Raw genomic sequence first — 16,500 nt, forward strand, 5'->3', positions numbered from 1 at the left:
TTTGTCTCCTGTGTATTTCTGGTGCGAACCGGCCAGCCCGCCGGTCAGCTTTGCCTGGCGAAACTTGCCAGGTGGTGTCCGGCGTCGCCGAACAACTGGTTGATGACGATCAGGCGCTTGGCGTAGTGCCCGACGCGGCATTCGTCGGTCATGCCCATGGCGCCGTGCATCTGGATCGCCCACTGCCCGACTTGCCGGCCCGCCTGCCCGATCACGGTCTTGGCCGCGGACACCAGCCGTCGGCGCTGCGCCGGGTCGCCGTCGGCGACCGCCATGGCGGCCACGCAGGCCATCGACTTGCACTGTTCGAGCGCGATCAGCATGTCCGCGACACGGTGCTGCAGCACCTGGAACTTCGCCAGCAGCGAGCCGAATTGCTTGCGCGTCTTCAGTTGCTCCGCGGTCAGGTCCAGCAAGGCTTCCAGCGCGCCGACGGCTTCCGCGCACAGCGCGGCATTCGCGCGGTCGGCGGCGGCGACGATCGCCGGCAGCGCTGCGCCGGCCTGGCCCAGTACCGCATCGGCACCGGCGCCGACTTCGCGCAGCGTGAGATGTGCGGCACTGCGGCCATCGAGCGTACGGAATTCGCGCACAGCCAGTCCGAGCGCATCGGCCGGAATGAGGAAGAGCGAAATACCCTGCTCGTCTGCGGCATCGCCGGCGGTACGCGCCGCCACGATGAAGGCATCGGCCAGTCCGCCGTCGAGCACCAGCGTCTTGGTCCCGTCGAGGACCCAGCCATCGCCATCGGGGCGCGCCAGTGTGCCGATGCGCGACAGGTCATAGCGGGCGTCGGCTTCGCCGATCGCCAAGGCCAGCCGTGCCTGCCCCGCCGCCAGCGCCGGCAGCCATTGCTGCCGTTGCGCGGGCGTGCCGGTCTCGTCGAGCAGTTGCCCCGCCAGCACTACGCTGGACAGCCACGCGCCGCCGCCGAGCGCCCGGCCCAGCTCCTGTGCCACCAGCATCGTTTCGGTCGGGCCCTGCTCGCTGCCGCCCACGTCGGCGCGCAGCGGCAGCCCGAGCAGGCCAAGGTCGGCCATGGCGGCCCAGCGCGCGGCGGCTTCGCCGTCCGTCTCGGCATCGCCACGGCGATGCGCGGGGTACTCGCCGTCGCAGAAGCGGCGCACCGCATCGCGCAGCGCGATATGTTCGTCGTTGAGGGAGAAATCCATGGTCTTGGTGAGGTGTCAGGCCGCGAGAAAGGCCTTGCTGATCAGGTTGCGCTGCACTTCGTTGACACCGCCGTAGATCGACAGCTTGCGCGCGTCGAGGTAGTTGGCGGCCAGCGCCGACAGTTCGAGCGGGCTGGCGGGTTGGTCCAGTTCGCCGCGCAGCGCAGACTCTTCGAACGGCACGGCGTGCGGACCAGCCACTTCCACTAGCAGTTCGTAAATGGCCTGGCGCAGCTCGGTGCCGCGCACCTTGAGCATCGACGCTTCGACCGCCGGCACCCGGCTCTGCTGGTTGGCGCTGAGCAGGCGCAGCGCGGTGAATTCCAGCGCCAGCAGCTCGATCTCGAGCTGTGCCAGGCGCGACTGCAGCACCGCGTCGTCGCCCAGCCCTTCGCTGGCCGCGAGTGCCCGGGCGCGTTGCAATTGCTGCTTGCACGAGCCGATGCCCGCAATGCCGGTGCGTTCATGCCCAAGCAGATACTTGCCGTAGGACCAGCCCTTGTTCAGCTCGCCCACAAGGTTCCTCACCGGCACCCGCACGTTGTCGAGGTAGCACTCGTTCAGGTCGGTGCCGCCTTCGAGCATGCGGATGGGCCGGACTTCCACGCCGGGGCTTTTCATGTCGATCAGCAGGAATGAAATGCCCTCTTGCGGCTTGGCGGCCTCCGGGTCGGTGCGCACCAGCGCGAACATCATCGAGCACCAGTGCGCGTACGACGTCCACACCTTGTGGCCATTGACCACGAAATGCTTGCCGTCCGGCTCCAGCACCGCAGTGGTCCGCACCGCAGCCAGGTCGGAACCGGCACCCGGCTCGGAGAAGCCCTGCGCCCACCATGTGTTGCTCTGGCGGATGTCAGGCAGGTACTTCGCCTTCTGCTCGGGCGTGCCGAAGGCAATCAGCACGGGGCCCAGCATCTGGATACCGCTGGCGATGATGCGCGGCGCGCCGCCCAGCATGGTTTCCTCATCGAAGATATAGCGCTGTACGTGGTTCCAGCCCGGACCGCCGTGTTCAACGGGCCAGCCCGGCGTGAGCCAGCCGCGCGCTTCGAGGATGCGGAACCAGGTCACATAGTCGGCATGTTCGAGCCGCAGGCCGAGTTCGACCTTGCGCCGGATGTCCGCGGGCAGTTTCGCCTGGACGAAGGCGCGCACCTCCTGTCGGAAGGCTTCATCGGCGGGGGAAAAAGTCAGCTTCATAGTGTTTGTGCGGTGGAGTGTGTGGCGTGGATTCAGGCTTGCGCAGCGCAGACGACCAGCGCATCGAGCGCGAGCACGCGGTCGGGATACGCCACCAGCGGGTTGACATCGATCTCGGCGATGGCGGGGTTGGCCCGCATCTGGCAGCCGATCAGCGTCACGGCGCGTGCAATCGCGGCCACGTCGACCGCGGCCGCGCCACGGATACCACACAGCAGGGACGCCGCCTTGAGCCGGCCCAGTTCCTGTACGACATCGGCTTCGGCAAGATCGGCCGGGATCAGCCGCACATCCTTCAACGCTTCGATCCACACACCGCCCAGGCCGACCAGCACCACAGGCCCCCAGCCTTCATCGCGTCGTGCGCCGACCACCAGCTCCAGCCCGCGCGGTCCCATCGCCTCGACCAGCACACCGTCGAGCCGCAGGTCCGGGCGGTGCGTGACGATGTTCTCCTGCAAGCGGCTCCACCCGGCACGCAGTGCGGCTTCATCGGCCAGGCTGACGATCACGCCGCCCACATCGCTCTTGTGCGGCAGCTCGCTTGCCTGCGCCTTGATCACCACCGGGTAGCCGATGCGCGCGGCAATCGCCGCCGCCTGGTCCACACTGGTCGCCAGCGCGCCTTCAGGCACTGGCAGGCCGGCAGCCGCCAGCCACGACTTGCCCTGGTATTCCGCGAACACACCCGAGGGCGGCACGGCGCCGGGCAGCGGCACCGCCGCGGGCACGGACTGGCTGGCCCGCCCGGCACGCTGCAGGGCTTCGCCATAGGCCGACACCCGGGCCAGGGCGCGCAGCGCACGGTCGGGCGAGCGGAAGAACGGCACGCCGCTGGCGCGGATCGCATCGACAAAGAAGGTCTCGATGGGACCGCTGTCGCCGGTGACGACCAGTACCGCCGGCTTGCCGGCACGAGCCAGCGCCAGGACGATGTGCTCGGCCTTGTCGCGCTGCGCCACTTCGGGCCCCGCGGGAATGCTGAGCACGATGCTGCCCACTGCCGCGTCGGACAGCATGGTCAGCAGCACTTCGCCGACCAGGCCGGGCTGGCGCACGCCGATGGTGGTGTAGTCGAGCGGGTTCTCGGCCACCGCGTAGTCCGGCAGCATGGCCTTAAGGCGTGCCGTCGTCTCGTCTCCGAGAGCCGGCAACGACAGGCCCAGCCCGTCGCAGAAGTCCAGCGCGACGTTCTTCATCGCACCGGACCCGGTCATAAAAGCCGGGCCGCCGGCAGGCGGCACCGGAAAACGCAGCAGAATCGCCGCAGCGTCGACAAGTTCGTCAGGGGTATCGACCAGCACGACCGCTTCGCGCGCCAGCGCCACGCAAGCAGTGGCGTGATCGCCAGCCAGCGCGCCGGTGTGGGACTGGGCCGCTTCGCGGGCCCGTTCGCTGCGGCCCGGCATCAGCATCACGATCGGCTTGCCGGCCTCGCGCGCCTTGCGTGCCAGTGCCAGGAACGTCCGCGGGCGCCGTACCTGTTCGGCGTACACGGCCAGCACGCGAGTCTGCGGGTCGTCGATGTAATGGGCAACGAAGTCCTCGACACCGAGCGACGCTTCATTCCCGGTCGACACCACGGCGGTCAGCGGCAGGCCGCGCCCGACAAAGGCATCGCGCATGTTGGCGGCCATCGCCCCGCTTTGCGCCACCACGCCGATACCGGGGCGTCCGCCACACGGATAGGGCTGGACGGCCTCGAAGGTCACGGGCACGTCACCCTCGAAATTCGTAAAGCCCATGCAGTTCGGCCCGAGCAGGAGCATGCCGGCGTCACGCGCGGCGGCGGCCAGCTGGTCCTGCCGATCGCGGCCGGCTTCACCGGTCTCGGCATAGCCGGATGCGAACAGGACCGCCGCGCGGGTGCCCTTCGCGGCCAGGTTGCGCACCGCGTCGAGCACGCCTGCCTCGGGAATCGCCAGCACGGCCAGGTCGATGCCGGCGGGCAGTTCGTCCACCGTCTTCACGCAGCCACGGCCGTTGATCTCGGTACTGCTGCGGCTGACCAGATGAATAGCGCCGGCGTAACCGAAGCGCTCCAGGTTCGCCAGCACGAACCCGCCGAACGAGCGCGGGTCCGCCGAAGCACCAACGATGGCAATGGAAGCCGGACGGAGGACGCTCGTCACGGCAGCCACCTTGGCTTCGGCCACCGGTTGTGCATGACCGGCCTGCGCACCGGGAAAGTCAGAGGTCTTCATGGGTTGGGTCTTCCAGAAAAATGGCATTCGCTTCGTGTTGAACGAATTCTGGCATACCAGAACTAGCGTTTCAATACACCAGAAAACGATATTTCATAAAATTTCCTAGGGGATTCCCCTGATCATACGGGCTAGCCACTGGTTCGACTGCCCCGCATGAAAGTCCCCCACTCATTGAGGCGAACCTCTTACGAGGCCTTTGAACGCCACACCTTTGAAGGCTGGAAACCAAGCACGGCGCGGGATTCCGGGGAGGCCACCCCGCTGCGCACGCCTCCATTTCTCCCAGCATAGGAGAGGAACCCACGGGAATCCTGCACGCCACCACGGCGATCTTTTTCCTGCGGTCTTTGCATACCAGTATTTTTTTGTTGTATATTTTTAAGCAACAACTAGATGCTTGATCGCCTCCGAGCGTATGCAATCAACTAACCACACCTTGAACCTGACCGGCCACGTCGGACGCAACAGCCGGGCCGAAGACATTCGCGCGACGCTGGAAGCGGAGATCGAAGCCGGTGTCCTGTGTCCCGGCACGCCGCTTGACGAGCGGGAACTGGCGCAGCGCTTTGGCGTATCACGCACACCGGTGCGTGAAGCGCTGCAGCAACTGGCCGCGCACGAACTGGTGAGCATCACGCCGCGCCAGGGCGCCGCGGTCGCGCGCCTGTCCGTCGGCAAGGTGCGGGCGATGCTCGAGTACGTGGGTGAACTGGAATCCCTGGCGGCGCGGTTGGCGGCGCGGCGTGGCGACGACGCACTGCATGCCGCGCTCGACGCTGGCCTGTCGCTGGGCCGGCGGGTCGCGGCAACGCCTGGAGCCATCGGCTACACAGCCGCGAACGCGGCCTTTCACGAAGCCATCTACCAGGGCTGCCGCAACGAAATCCTCGCCGGCCATATCCGCGCAGCGAGGCGGTGCCTGCAACGCTACCGGGTGCGCGACTTCGCGACGGGGCAGCAGGTGGCGCAGTCGCTCGCAGAGCACCAGCGCATTGCGGATGCGATCCGCGCCGGTGACGAGCAGCAGGCCGCCGCCGCCATGGCCGTCCATGTGCCCGCCGGCACCACCGGCTTTGCCGAATTCCTGGCGACCGTGCCAGCCCATTTCTTCGACGGCGGCCATGCCGCCGCGTCCTGACCTCAGTCCCCCAGATATCCCAGAACCCTCAGGCATCCCATGACCAGACCTCTCCGCTCGCTCGATGTGCCCGGCCTTGCGCACAACGCCCCCATTCCCACCGGCGCCCGCGTGGGCAATGTGATCTGCACCTCGGCCATCTCGGGCAAGGACGCGGCCACCGGCGAACTGCCGGCCGGCGCGGATGCACAGGCCGTGCACGCGTTCCGCAATCTCGCCAGCGTTCTGGCGGCCGGCGGCGCCAGCGTTGCGGACGTGGTGAAGCTGACCGTCTACGTGAAGGACAACAGCGTGCGCGAAGCCATCAATGCCGAATGGCTGCAGTGCTTCCCGAACCCTGAAGACCGCCCCGCGCGGCACATCGTCGTGCATGACCTGCAGCACGGCATGCTCCTGCAACTCGAATGCCTGGCCGTCCTGGCCGGCGCCAACCAAGGCTGAACACCATGATCATCGATTCCCACGCCCACGTCGTCATGCCCCCGGAGAGCTTCCGCTACATGGCGGAACTCGTCGGTGGACGCGCCAATCCGTCCACCACGCCGAAGATTCCGGATGCATCCGTACGCAAGGCGGCCGAAGAGCTGGTGCGCAGCATGGACGCCGTTGGCACCGACGTACAGTTCATCTCGCCGCGCCCCTACCTGCAAATGCATTCGGTCAAGCCGGGCCGCGTGACCGAGCTGTGGTCGCGCCACTGCAATGACATCATCGCGCGCTTCGTCACCATGTTCCCGGACCGCTTCCGCGGCGTGGCCGGCCTGCCGCAGCACATGCTGGAATCGCCGGCCGAGCGCGCGGTGCCTGAACTTGAGCGCTGCGTGAACGAACTCGGCTTTGTCGGCTGCCTGATCAACCCGGATCCGACCGAGAGCGAAGGCCCGACGCCGCCGGGGCTTGGCGATCCGTTCTGGTATCCGCTGTACGAGGCCATGACGCGCCTGGACGTGCCGGGCCTGATCCACTCCGCCGGCAGCTGCAGCGCACGCGAGTCGTACACGCTCAAGTTCATCAACGAGGAAAGCATCGCCGTCATCTCGCTGCTGAACTCGAAGGTGTTCCAGGAATTCCCGAATCTGAAGATCGTCGTCGCGCACGGCGGCGGCGCCATTCCCTACCAGATGGGCCGCTTCCGCTCGTGGTCGGTGCGCAAGGGCGAGACCGTCACGTTCGACGAGCAGTTGCGCAAGCTCTACTTCGACACCTGCAACTACTCGACCGAGGCGATCGACCTGCTGCTCAAGGTAGCCGGCACCGACAACGTGCTGTTCGGCACCGAGAAGCCCGGCACCGGCAGCGCGCGCGACCCGCTGACCGACCGCGACTACGACGACATGAAGCCGGTCATCGAAGGCATTTCGTGGCTGACCGACGAACAGCGCAAGAACATCTTCGAATGCAACTGCCGGCGCCTGTACTCGCGCGCCTTCCGCACCGACGAGGAGTGCTGACATGCCGCTGAGCCGCGAAGACAATGACCTGCTCACGCGCGTCGAGAACGGCGCGCCGATGGGCGAGATGATCCGGCAGCATTACTGGCTTCCGGCAGTGCCGTCGGCCAAGCTGGTGGCGGATGGCGCGCCGGTGCGTGTGCGCCTGCTCGGCAGCAACTACGTCGCGTTCCGCCGCACCGACGGCGCGGTCGGAGTGCTCGACGAGCTGTGCCCGCACCGCAAGACCTCGCTGTTGATGGCGCGCAACGAGGACAACGGCCTGCGCTGCATCTTCCACGGCTGGAAGCTCGGCACTACCGGCGAGGTCATGGAAGCACCGAACCATGTCGGCGACCAGGCGCAGTTCTGCAAGCACGTGCGCGTGAACCGCTACGGCGTGCAGGAACGCGGCGGCATCGTGTGGGTGTGGCTCGGCAAGGGCGAACAGGCGCCGAGGTTCTCCGACCTGCCGTTCACGTCGCTGCCCGAAGACCAGCGCTCGGTCACGAGCCAGGAAGTGCCGACCAACTGGGTGCAGGGCGTGGAAGCGTCGATGGATTCGTCGCACGTCGGTGTGCTGCATGAATCGACCACGCAGATCACCGCGGGCTCCGGCAACCAGCGCATGCACATGACACAGGCACTGGCACCGCGCCTGGAATTCGAGGATCGCCCTTACGGCTACCGCTACGCGGCGCTGCGCCCGCTGCCCGACGACAAGCTCTATGCGCGCGTGAACAACTTCGTGATGCCGTGGTACGGCATCATCTGCGCGCCCGATGAAAAGGGCCCGAGCACGGTGTTTTTCTCGACGCCGGTGGATGACGTCACGCACCGCGCCTGGTTCGTGCATTTCAACCCGCACCGCCCGCTCGGCATGACCATCATGTCGGCCACGCCAGACGTGTGGAACTTTCCGCCGTTGCCGCCGGGCACGCCCGCCGACAACTGGGGCCAGAACCGCGACCTGATGCGACGCGGCCACGCCACCGGTTTTCCGCAGCACCTGGGCACCGAGGACTTCGCCATGTTCATCGGGCAGGGGCCGATTGCCGACCGCACCACCGAGCAGTTGTGCTCGGCCGACGGCGCGGTGCTGCGCGTGCGCCAGGCGCTGCTGAAGTCGGTCCGCGAGTTCGTCGCCGGCAAGACCCCGACGCTCGCCGACAACCCGGACCTCGACTACAGCCGGATCGTCTCGATCGGCGGCGTGCTGCCTGCCGGCGAAGACTGGCGTACGCTGACCGTGGCCTCCTGAGCCGCCGGCATCAGACCAAAGAAGACGGAGACAACGATGACCAGCCCCCGCTTCCGCTCGCGCCGCCAGCTGTTGCTGGCGGCGTGCGCAGGACTCGCCGCGCCCGCGGCCTCCTTCGCGCAGTTGCGCGGCAAACCCGCCATCCGGATCCTGGTGGGACTGCCGCCCGGCGGCGGCACCGATGCCATTGCGCGGTACTTTTCCGATTCGCTTGCGGCGCTGCTGGGTCAGCCGGTAATCGTGGAAAACCACGTGGGCGCCGGTGGCCGCCTGGCCGCCGACGTGCTGAAGTCCGCCGAGCCGGATGGCCTCACCTACATGATCGCGCCCAACGCCACGCCCACGTTCCAGACGCTGGTGTTCGGCAAGCAGCTCAAGTGGGACCTGTGGCGCGACTTTGCGCCCGTGGCGGGACTGGTGTCCTACCCGACCGGCATGGCCGCGGGCATGGCCACTGGCGCGACCAGTGCGCAGGCATTCGTGCGATGGGCCCGTGCGAATCCGCAGCAGGCCAGCTTCGGCACCCCGGGGCTCGGCGGACAGAACCACTTCCTGGGCCTGCAGTATGCGAAGGCGGCCGGCATTTCACTGTCCGTCACCCCGTACAAAGGCACGCCGCCGATGATCAATGACCTGCTGGGCGGCCATATCCCGTCGGCGGTCACGCTGCTGCAGGACCTGCTGCGCCACCACCGTGCCGGCAAGGTGCGCCTGCTGGGCATCTTCAGCGACAAGCGCTCGCCGCTGGCGCCGGATATCCCGACCATGGCCGAGCAAGGCATTCCCGTGCGCCTGGGCGACGCGTGGACGGCCATGTGGGCGCCGGTGCGCACGCCGCCGGCCGAGATCGCCCGCGTGCAGGCAGCGCTGAAGACCATCCTGGCCGCGCCGCAGGCGCGCCAGACCCTGATGAGCCAGCTCGCGGTAGTGCCCGACTACCTCGACGGCGAACAGATGGGCCGCCGCCAGCGCGCCGAACTGGAAACGTGGGGACCCATCATCCGCGCCTCGGGCTTTCGCGCGGAACTCTAGAAGCCGTAACCGGCTAAACCCCTTGCTGCCATGCATGCCGTGCGGCCCGTCCGCGCGGCATGGGCGGGGCCGCCCCTGATTCGACCGGAGACATCCATGAGCAATACCGATACCTTGCAAGTCAGGGTCAAGTCCATCAGCTGGGAAGCCGAAGGCATCCTGGCGTTCGACCTGCGGCCGGAGCCGCCGCTGCGCACGCTGCCCGCCTTCACCGCAGGGGCGCATATTGACCTGCACCTGCCCAATGGCCTGATCCGCAGCTACTCGCTGCTGAACGCGCAGAACGAATCGCACAGCTACGTGATCGGCGTCAACCGCGATGCGCAGAGCCGCGGCGGCTCACGCTATATGCACGAGACCCTGCGCCCCGGCGACGTGCTGACCATCAGCGCGCCGCGCAACAACTTCCCGCTCGACGATTCCGCGTCGCTCGCGGTGCTGGTGGCCGGTGGCATCGGCATTACGCCCATCCTCGGCATGATCCATCGCCTGCGTGAACTGGGCCGCCCGTGGCGGCTGCATTACGCCGCGCGTACCCGCAAGCAGGCGGCCTTCGTCGAGACCCTCGAAGCCATGGGCATCGAGCCGGGCAGCGCGGTCAACCTGACCTTCGACCGCGAGGCCGGTGCCGATCGACTCGACCTCGCGGCCATTGCCGCCAGCCTGCCGGAAGACGCGCACATCTACTGCTGCGGACCGGTGCCGATGCTGGAGGCCTTCGAACAGGCCACGGCATCGCTGGCGCCGGAGCGCGTGCATCGCGAGTACTTCGCCGCGCGCGAAGCGGCGGCCACCAGGGGCGGCTTCACCGTGGAGCTGTCGCGCAGTGGCCGCAGCATTGAGATCCAGCCCGGCAAGACCATCCTGGAATGCCTGATCGCCGAAGGCGTGGAGCCCATGTACTCGTGCCAGGAAGGCGTCTGCGGAACCTGCGAGGTGCGCGTGCTGGACGGCGAGCCGGACCACCGCGACCTGGTGCTGAACATGGCCGAGCGCGCCGCCAACAACCGGATGATGGTGTGCTGTTCCGGCGCGAAGACCCGCAAGCTGGTGCTCGACCTGTAGCCACCAACCGTCGCATTAAACAACGAACAAGGAGCATGAGATGAGCACCGCACTGGTGACCTATGAACTCGACGGCAACGTCGCCCTGATTGGCCTGAACCGCCCCGACAAGCGCAATGCCATCAACGAAGAGGTGGTCTGGGCCCTGCACGACGCCGTGGTACGTGCCGGCGAAGAAGCCGATGTCGGCGTGCTGTTCGGCCACGGCAGCAACTTCTGCGCGGGGCTGGACCTGAAAGAAGCACTGGCCCGCGCCTCGGGAGAGCAGCCGCGTCCGCGCAAGCGCACCCGCCATTCCTGGCACACCGTGTTCGACGGCATTGCGCGCGGCCCGATCCCGTTCGTGGCAGCGCTGCATGGCGCCGTGGTGGGCGGCGGGTTGGAGCTGGCGACGGCCGCGCACATCCGCGTCGCGGATGAATCGGCCCTGTTCGGCCTGCCGGAAGGACAGCGCGGCATCTTTGTGGGAGGCGGCGGCACCGTGCGCATCCAGCGCGTGGTGGGCTACACCGTGATGGCCGACATGATGCTGACCGGCCGCCTGCTCAACGCGCAGGAAGGCGAACGCGAACACATCGTGCGCTATGTGGTGCCACAGGGCCAGGCGCTGGCCAAGGCGCGCGAACTGGCGGCGCTGGTCGCGCGCAATACCGCCGATACGAACTGGCGCATCACCAATGTGCTGCCGCGCATCAACGACTTGTCGCACGACGACGGCCTGTTCGTCGAATACCTGACCTCGAACATCCCGCGCCCGCCAGAGGCCGCCGAACGCCTGCGCGACTTCGTCGAAGGCCGCGCCAAACCCCTCGCCACCCCCGGCGCGAAATCCGACTGAAACCCAGGAACGCCATGACGACCACGATTCAAGCCAATGCCAATGCCAATGCCAATGCCGACGCCCAGGCGCAGGCCACGGCAGACTACGTCCGCTTCGCCCAGGCTGAAGCGGCCCGCATCCCGGACTTCCCGCAGGACCTGCCGCTGCGCCCGGTGAACCAGGTAGCCGTAGTGGGCGCCGGCACCATGGGCGGCGGCATCGCGATGGCACTGGCCAATATCGGCATGCCGGTCACGCTGATCGATAGCAGCCAGCAAGGCCTGGATACCGGCCTGCGCCGCGTGCGCGACAACTACGCCGGCAGCGTCTCGCGCGGCAAGCTGGAACCGTCAGCCATGGAAGCAAGGCTGTCGCTCATCAAAGGCTCGGTTGAGCTGGCTGCTGCCGCGTCCGCCGACATGGTGATCGAAGCCGTCTTCGAAGACATGTCGCTCAAGCAGCAGGTGTTCCGCGAGCTTGACGCGCTATGCAAGCCCGGTGCCATCCTTGCCACCAATACCTCCGGGCTGGACGTCGATGCGATCGCGGCGGTCACGGGGCGGCCACAGGACGTGGTCGGTGCCCATTTCTTCAGCCCGGCGCACGTGATGCGGCTGCTGGAAGTGGTCCGTGCGCGCGAAACCGCGCCGGACGTGATCGCCACCCTGATGAACCTGGGACGACGCATGGGCAAGACCGCCGTGCTGGCGCGCGTCTATCCGGGCTTCATCGGCAATGCGCTGTTCCGCAACTACACGCGCGAAGCGCATTTCCTGGTCGAAGAAGGCGCACTGCCGCATGAGGTCGACCAGGCACTGACCGGCTTCGGCTATGCCATGGGCATCTTCGCCGTGCACGACATGGCCGGCAACGACGTGGGCTACCAGACCCGCAAGGCGCAGATCGCGACGCGGCCGCAAGACCGGCGCTGGAATGACCTGATCCTGAAGCTGACCGAGCTTGGACGCCTGGGTCAGAAGAGCGGCAAAGGCTGGTACCGCTATGAACCGGGCAGCCGCCAGCCGCTGCGCGACCCCGAGGTCGAGTCCTTCATCGAACAGGAATCCGCGCGACTGGGCATCGTCCGGCGCCCCATCGGCGCCGAGGAAATCATCAAGCGCTGCGTTTACGGCATGGTCAATGAAGGCGCGAAGCTGCTCGAGGCCGGCGTGGCGCTGCGGCCGAGCGATATCGACACCGTCTACCTGACCGGCTATGGCTTCCCCCCACGCCACGGCGGGCCGATGTACTACGCCGACCGCATCGGGCTGCCCGAGGTGTATGCCGACATCGAGCGCTTCCACGCGGAACACGGCTATTGGTGGAAACCGGCACCGCTGCTGGCCCGGCTGGCGCGCGAAGGCAGAACCTTTGCCGACTACCAGCGCGAGCACGCGTGAAGCCGGCGCCCCCTTCGCCCTTCCAACAGCATGACCGTTGCATCCCAAACACACCGTAACGTATACCACTATTTTTTATACACATACCAATAAGCGATAGTTCTGCCACTTTCCAAATCACGGAAATGACAGCCATAACATGGAGGAGAGCATCATGAAAAGAAACCTGGTCGGTCTTGCCTGCGTCATCGCCAGCGCCACCGCGGCCGCACAGACATCGGGCGTGACGTTGTACGGGGTTGCCGACGCGAACATCGAATACACCAACAACAATCCGGGAACGGGCTCAGACGGGCATTCCAAGGTTGCCTTGGGCTCGGGCGGCCTGTCCCCGAGCCGCTGGGGCCTGCGTGGTGTGGAAGACCTGGGAGACGGAAAGCAGGCGCTCTTCGCGCTGGAAAGCGGGTTCACCCTGGATAACGGCGTTTCCACGCAAGGCGGACGCCTGTTCGGCCGCCAAGCATGGGTAGGCCTGCGCAGCGGCGCGCACCAGGTGACGCTGGGCCGGCAATATACGTCGCTGTTCCTGATGATGGCCAACTACTCGCCCACGGCGTACGCCACCACGTATGAACCCGTGGTCGGTATTGCCGGGGCAAACCTGCGCGAAGACAACATGGTGAAATACCATGTGGACCTGGGCCCGCTGACTGCCGAAGCGCACTGGGCCTTTGGCGAGCAGGCCGGTACGGTCGCGGGTTCGTCCGCCTTCGGCGGCGGTTTCGACTACCGCATCGGCTCGTTCGGCGTCGCCGGAGCCTATGACAGCATCAACAGCGCCAAGACCGCCGACTACACCCGCACGCAGAAGGCAGCGCTGGGACTGCGCTACCAGATTACGCCGACGCTGCTGGCCCAGGCGGCGTACCGGTACAACAACAACGGTACGCGGGCGGCCAACACCGCCGCGCGCGACGACCTGTGGTGGTTGGCGCTGAACTATCAGGCAACGGGGGCCTTGCAGCTTACGGGCGCGTTCTACTATGACAACGTGAAGTCGCAGTACACCGCGACCAGCAAGACCAATCCGAGCAACCCGTGGCAAGTCACGTTCATCGCGGATTACTCGCTGTCCAAGCGCACGGACGTCTACCTCAGCACCGCGTACACCAAAAATGCGTCGCTGAACTTCGAAAGCCTGAACGGCGCCACGGCCGCCTATCAGATCGCCCCCAACGAGAAGAGCCAGATCGGCGTGGCGATGGGCATGCGGCACAAGTTCTGAGTTGTCACCACGGAGAGCCCCGAAGCCACGCTCCTCTCCCACACGAGGGGGATAGCGCTCAGGCTTCCCGCCTACCGGATCAGGCCGCCGGCGTGACGGCGGGCTTGCGGCCACGCCGGGCGCCGCCGCGGGGTGCGGTGCTCCTGGCGGCCGTTGTCTCGCCGCCGCCCTCGCCTTCGAGGTAGCTGGCCGGCAAGGTGGAAAGGAATTCAGAGAATCCGGTCGTACCGACGGGCGCGTGTTCAAGCATGGCCGCATGCGCGGCAACCTCGTCACCGCTGAGGATGGCGTCGGCAAGCCGCTGGTGGTCTTCCAGCACGCGCTGCCGGCGTGCCGGGGTCTGGAAAATGCGCGGGCGATAGCGCTGCATCAGCCGGCGGATGCCCTGGATCTGTGCCACCAGGTATTCGTTGTGGCTACCGGCATAGACTGTGTCATGAAACTCGGCGTTGGCCTTGGCGAAGCGCTTGCCGTCGTCCTCGGCGTGCGCCTGCTCGCAGTCGGCGCGGGCGGCCTTCAGGTGAACGCGCTGGTCGTCATCCATGCGGCGCGCCGCCAGCTTGGCCGCCACAGCCTCCAGCTCGCCTAGCAGCTCCAGGGTCTCGCGCAGTTGCGTAATCGAGAGGCGCGACACGAACACACCGACGCGCGGCACGATGCGGACCATGTTCTGCACGGACAACTGCTGCAATGCTTCCCGCACTGGCGTGCGGGAAACGCCGAAGCGCTCCGCCAGCATGCGTTCGTCCAGCGGCGTGCCGGGCGGCATTTCGCCATCCTCGATTTCACGCTGAATCGTGGCCTTGATCTCGCCGGCCATACTCTTCTTCTCGGATTGTGTCATCTCGTCTATCTCAGCGGCCTTTACCTTGCAGTATACCGAAATGAAATACTGGCATGCACATCGTAAGCGGCAAGTTGTTCCATCTTGTATCCACTGAAGCGATGAAGCATCGTCCCCACGAAGGAGGATCGTGGATACGATGGAACAAGTGTCGACAATTGAGCGGCCGCGCCGGCGTGAGTACAACGCCGAATTCAAGACGATGGGACCAGGTTCGACAGCCAGGCGCTTCGGTGGCACGTGGGGCACCTTACGGGGCCTTGGCGGTCTTCTCGTTCATGCCTGCTCCTTGCCGGCGAGATCAGTTCCAACCGGCAATAGTCGGGCCCAGCCAGCGCCCGTATACGTGCGCACCAATGATTAGCGGGAGTATCCCGGGGCAATGCGCAAGGCCTTGCCTTTAACGGGTCCCTTGGCCAGTGGCGAGGGTGGCTGTAGCGGTGTCACTGTTTCACTTGCCGGTGCAGACCGAGGGGGCTTTGCTGTCTTGATCGGCAAAAGGTGAGAAGTTCGGCATAACATGACCGCGGCGCAGTCCCTCACGGCGTGTGCCGGTAAGGCTGGTGGCGTGAGCGCTCAGGCAAACCCCGCCTGATGCGCCTGCTGGTCTGCGTGGTACGAGCTGCGCACCATCGCGCCCACAGCGGCGTGCGTGAAGCCCATCTTGTAGGCCTCGTCCTCGAACATCTTGAAGGTGTCGGGATGCACGTAGCGCAGCACCGGCAGGTGGTGGTTCGACGGCGCCAGATACTGGCCGATGGTCAGCATGTCGATGTCGTGCGCGCGCATGTCGCGCATGACTTCGAGGATTTCCTCGTCGGTCTCGCCCAGGCCGACCATCAGGCCGGACTTGGTCGCAACGTTCGGGTTGCGGCGCTTGAATTCCTTCAGCAGCGTGAGCGAGTGCGCGTAGTCGGCGCCCGGGCGAGCCTGCTTGTACAGGCGCGGCACGGTTTCCATGTTGTGGTTCATCACGTCCGGCGGGCAGGCCTGCAGGATGTCCAGCGCCTTGTCGAGACGGCCGCGGAAGTCAGGGACGAGCACTTCGATGCGGGTCACGGGCGACAGCTCGCGGGTCTGGCTGATGCAGTCGACGTAGTGCTGGGCGCCGCCGTCGCGCAGGTCGTCGCGGTCGACGCTGGTGATCACCACGTAGTTCAGCTTGAGCTGCGCGATGGTGCGCGCCAGGTTGCCCGGCTCGTTCACTTCGAGCGGATCGGGGCGGCCGTGGCCGACGTCGCAGAACGGGCAGCGGCGCGTGCACTTGTCGCCCATGATCATGAACGTGGCCGTGCCCTTGCCGAAGCATTCGCCGATGTTCGGGCAGCTCGCTTCCTCGCACACCGTCACCAGGTTATTGGCGCGCAGGATGTCCTTGATCTCGTAGAAGCGCGAGTTGCCGGTGGCGGCCTTCACGCGAATCCAGTCCGGCTTCTTGAGCTTCTCGGCCGGCACGATCTTGATGGGGATGCGCGCGGTCTTGTCGGCAGACTTCTGCTTGCGGGTCGGATCGTACTGCTCCGCGGGGGATTGCGGGGCTTCGCTGGAGGAGGCAATCAGGGCGTCGCTCATAAATTTCTCCGGGCGCGCTCCGCGTGCATATTGTTTCTGACCGCGAGGCCCGTCCTCTCGCTTTGTTGGACTGCAGAGCAGGCCGGCTCCACCCGCTTGCAAGCGAGGTAAAGTTCGTGCTGCTGTCAATG

At 66.5% G+C, this 16,500-nt stretch carries 14 protein-coding genes; 9 read left to right on the forward strand and 5 right to left on the reverse strand.

Going from position 1 to position 16,500, the window contains the following annotated elements:
- Positions 1-44: 44 nt before the first annotated feature.
- Genes ACIGJB_RS22665 through ACIGJB_RS22675 form a run of 3 tightly spaced genes read right to left on the reverse strand, consistent with a single transcriptional unit; the run spans position 45 to position 4,579 of the window.
- Positions 45-1,172 (reverse strand): acyl-CoA dehydrogenase family protein, encoded by a 1,128-nt coding sequence (locus ACIGJB_RS22665; protein WP_483734519.1) that lies wholly within the window; start codon positions 1,170-1,172, stop codon positions 45-47.
- Positions 1,173-1,187: 15 nt separating this feature from the next.
- Positions 1,188-2,375 carry an acyl-CoA dehydrogenase family protein gene (locus ACIGJB_RS22670; protein WP_483734520.1) on the reverse strand — a complete coding sequence of 396 codons (1,188 nt, stop codon included), beginning with the start codon at positions 2,373-2,375 and terminating at the stop codon, positions 1,188-1,190.
- A 32-nt stretch (positions 2,376-2,407) separates the two neighbouring features.
- A complete protein-coding gene (locus tag ACIGJB_RS22675) occupies positions 2,408-4,579 on the reverse strand; it encodes an acetate--CoA ligase family protein (protein ID WP_483734521.1) in 2,172 nt (723 codons plus the stop codon).
- A 418-nt stretch (positions 4,580-4,997) separates the two neighbouring features.
- On the opposite strand from ACIGJB_RS22675, the gene ACIGJB_RS22680 reads away from it, so the two are divergent.
- The 9 genes from ACIGJB_RS22680 to ACIGJB_RS22720 all read left to right on the forward strand — a co-directional run bounded on the left by ACIGJB_RS22680 (position 4,998) and on the right by ACIGJB_RS22720 (position 13,953).
- A complete protein-coding gene (locus ACIGJB_RS22680; protein ID WP_483734522.1) occupies positions 4,998-5,720 on the forward strand; it encodes a GntR family transcriptional regulator in 723 nt (240 codons plus the stop codon).
- Positions 5,721-5,759: 39 nt separating this feature from the next.
- Positions 5,760-6,161 carry a RidA family protein gene (locus ACIGJB_RS22685; RefSeq protein WP_483734523.1) on the forward strand — a complete coding sequence of 134 codons (402 nt, stop codon included), beginning with the start codon at positions 5,760-5,762 and terminating at the stop codon, positions 6,159-6,161.
- Positions 6,162-6,166: 5 nt separating this feature from the next.
- On the forward strand, positions 6,167-7,171 hold the full coding sequence (locus ACIGJB_RS22690; RefSeq protein ID WP_483734524.1) for an amidohydrolase family protein: 1,005 nt from the start codon (positions 6,167-6,169) through the stop codon (positions 7,169-7,171).
- A gap of 1 nt (position 7,172) precedes the next feature.
- On the forward strand, positions 7,173-8,411 hold the full coding sequence (locus tag ACIGJB_RS22695) for a Rieske 2Fe-2S domain-containing protein (RefSeq protein WP_483734525.1): 1,239 nt from the start codon (positions 7,173-7,175) through the stop codon (positions 8,409-8,411).
- A 36-nt stretch (positions 8,412-8,447) separates the two neighbouring features.
- Positions 8,448-9,443, forward strand: a complete 996-nt coding sequence (locus tag ACIGJB_RS22700; RefSeq protein WP_483734526.1) for a tripartite tricarboxylate transporter substrate-binding protein — start codon at positions 8,448-8,450, stop codon at positions 9,441-9,443.
- A 96-nt stretch (positions 9,444-9,539) separates the two neighbouring features.
- The gene (locus tag ACIGJB_RS22705) at positions 9,540-10,508 is read left to right on the forward strand and encodes a PDR/VanB family oxidoreductase (RefSeq protein WP_483734527.1); all 969 of its coding nucleotides are present in this window, start codon (positions 9,540-9,542) and stop codon (positions 10,506-10,508) included.
- A gap of 40 nt (positions 10,509-10,548) precedes the next feature.
- Positions 10,549-11,346 (forward strand): crotonase/enoyl-CoA hydratase family protein, encoded by a 798-nt coding sequence (locus ACIGJB_RS22710; RefSeq protein ID WP_483734528.1) that lies wholly within the window; start codon positions 10,549-10,551, stop codon positions 11,344-11,346.
- Positions 11,347-11,360: 14 nt separating this feature from the next.
- On the forward strand, positions 11,361-12,728 hold the full coding sequence (locus tag ACIGJB_RS22715; RefSeq protein WP_483734529.1) for a 3-hydroxyacyl-CoA dehydrogenase: 1,368 nt from the start codon (positions 11,361-11,363) through the stop codon (positions 12,726-12,728).
- A gap of 154 nt (positions 12,729-12,882) precedes the next feature.
- Positions 12,883-13,953 (forward strand): porin, encoded by a 1,071-nt coding sequence (locus ACIGJB_RS22720; RefSeq protein ID WP_483734530.1) that lies wholly within the window; start codon positions 12,883-12,885, stop codon positions 13,951-13,953.
- Positions 13,954-14,032: 79 nt separating this feature from the next.
- Here the strand turns inward: ACIGJB_RS22720 and ACIGJB_RS22725 are convergent, their stop codons facing one another.
- Together ACIGJB_RS22725 and lipA are read right to left on the reverse strand one after the other, a co-directional pair.
- The gene (locus tag ACIGJB_RS22725) at positions 14,033-14,797 is read right to left on the reverse strand and encodes a GntR family transcriptional regulator (RefSeq protein WP_483734531.1); all 765 of its coding nucleotides are present in this window, start codon (positions 14,795-14,797) and stop codon (positions 14,033-14,035) included.
- Between the two features lie 576 nt (positions 14,798-15,373).
- Positions 15,374-16,369, reverse strand: coding sequence for a lipoyl synthase (gene lipA / locus ACIGJB_RS22730; protein WP_483734532.1), 996 nt, complete (start codon positions 16,367-16,369; stop codon positions 15,374-15,376).
- Between the last annotated feature and the right edge of the window lie 131 nt (positions 16,370-16,500).

This window comes from Cupriavidus sp. C2SS-8b, assembly GCF_057073745.1.

What these genes read in the sequence shown, in the direction of transcription:
- lipA (WP_483734532.1), bottom strand. Translation starts at nt 16,369, where the DNA reads ATGAGCGACGCCCTGATTGCCTCCTCCAGCGAAGCCCCGCAATCCCCC.
- ACIGJB_RS22715 (WP_483734529.1), top strand. Translation starts at nt 11,361, where the DNA reads ATGACGACCACGATTCAAGCCAATGCCAATGCCAATGCCAATGCCGAC.
- ACIGJB_RS22680 (WP_483734522.1), top strand. Translation starts at nt 4,998, where the DNA reads ATGCAATCAACTAACCACACCTTGAACCTGACCGGCCACGTCGGACGC.
- ACIGJB_RS22705 (WP_483734527.1), top strand. Translation starts at nt 9,540, where the DNA reads ATGAGCAATACCGATACCTTGCAAGTCAGGGTCAAGTCCATCAGCTGG.
- ACIGJB_RS22670 (WP_483734520.1), bottom strand. Translation starts at nt 2,375, where the DNA reads ATGAAGCTGACTTTTTCCCCCGCCGATGAAGCCTTCCGACAGGAGGTG.
- ACIGJB_RS22690 (WP_483734524.1), top strand. Translation starts at nt 6,167, where the DNA reads ATGATCATCGATTCCCACGCCCACGTCGTCATGCCCCCGGAGAGCTTC.
- ACIGJB_RS22700 (WP_483734526.1), top strand. Translation starts at nt 8,448, where the DNA reads ATGACCAGCCCCCGCTTCCGCTCGCGCCGCCAGCTGTTGCTGGCGGCG.
- ACIGJB_RS22720 (WP_483734530.1), top strand. Translation starts at nt 12,883, where the DNA reads ATGAAAAGAAACCTGGTCGGTCTTGCCTGCGTCATCGCCAGCGCCACC.
- ACIGJB_RS22675 (WP_483734521.1), bottom strand. Translation starts at nt 4,579, where the DNA reads ATGAAGACCTCTGACTTTCCCGGTGCGCAGGCCGGTCATGCACAACCG.
- ACIGJB_RS22665 (WP_483734519.1), bottom strand. Translation starts at nt 1,172, where the DNA reads ATGGATTTCTCCCTCAACGACGAACATATCGCGCTGCGCGATGCGGTG.
- ACIGJB_RS22695 (WP_483734525.1), top strand. Translation starts at nt 7,173, where the DNA reads ATGCCGCTGAGCCGCGAAGACAATGACCTGCTCACGCGCGTCGAGAAC.
- ACIGJB_RS22710 (WP_483734528.1), top strand. Translation starts at nt 10,549, where the DNA reads ATGAGCACCGCACTGGTGACCTATGAACTCGACGGCAACGTCGCCCTG.
- ACIGJB_RS22685 (WP_483734523.1), top strand. Translation starts at nt 5,760, where the DNA reads ATGACCAGACCTCTCCGCTCGCTCGATGTGCCCGGCCTTGCGCACAAC.
- ACIGJB_RS22725 (WP_483734531.1), bottom strand. Translation starts at nt 14,797, where the DNA reads ATGACACAATCCGAGAAGAAGAGTATGGCCGGCGAGATCAAGGCCACG.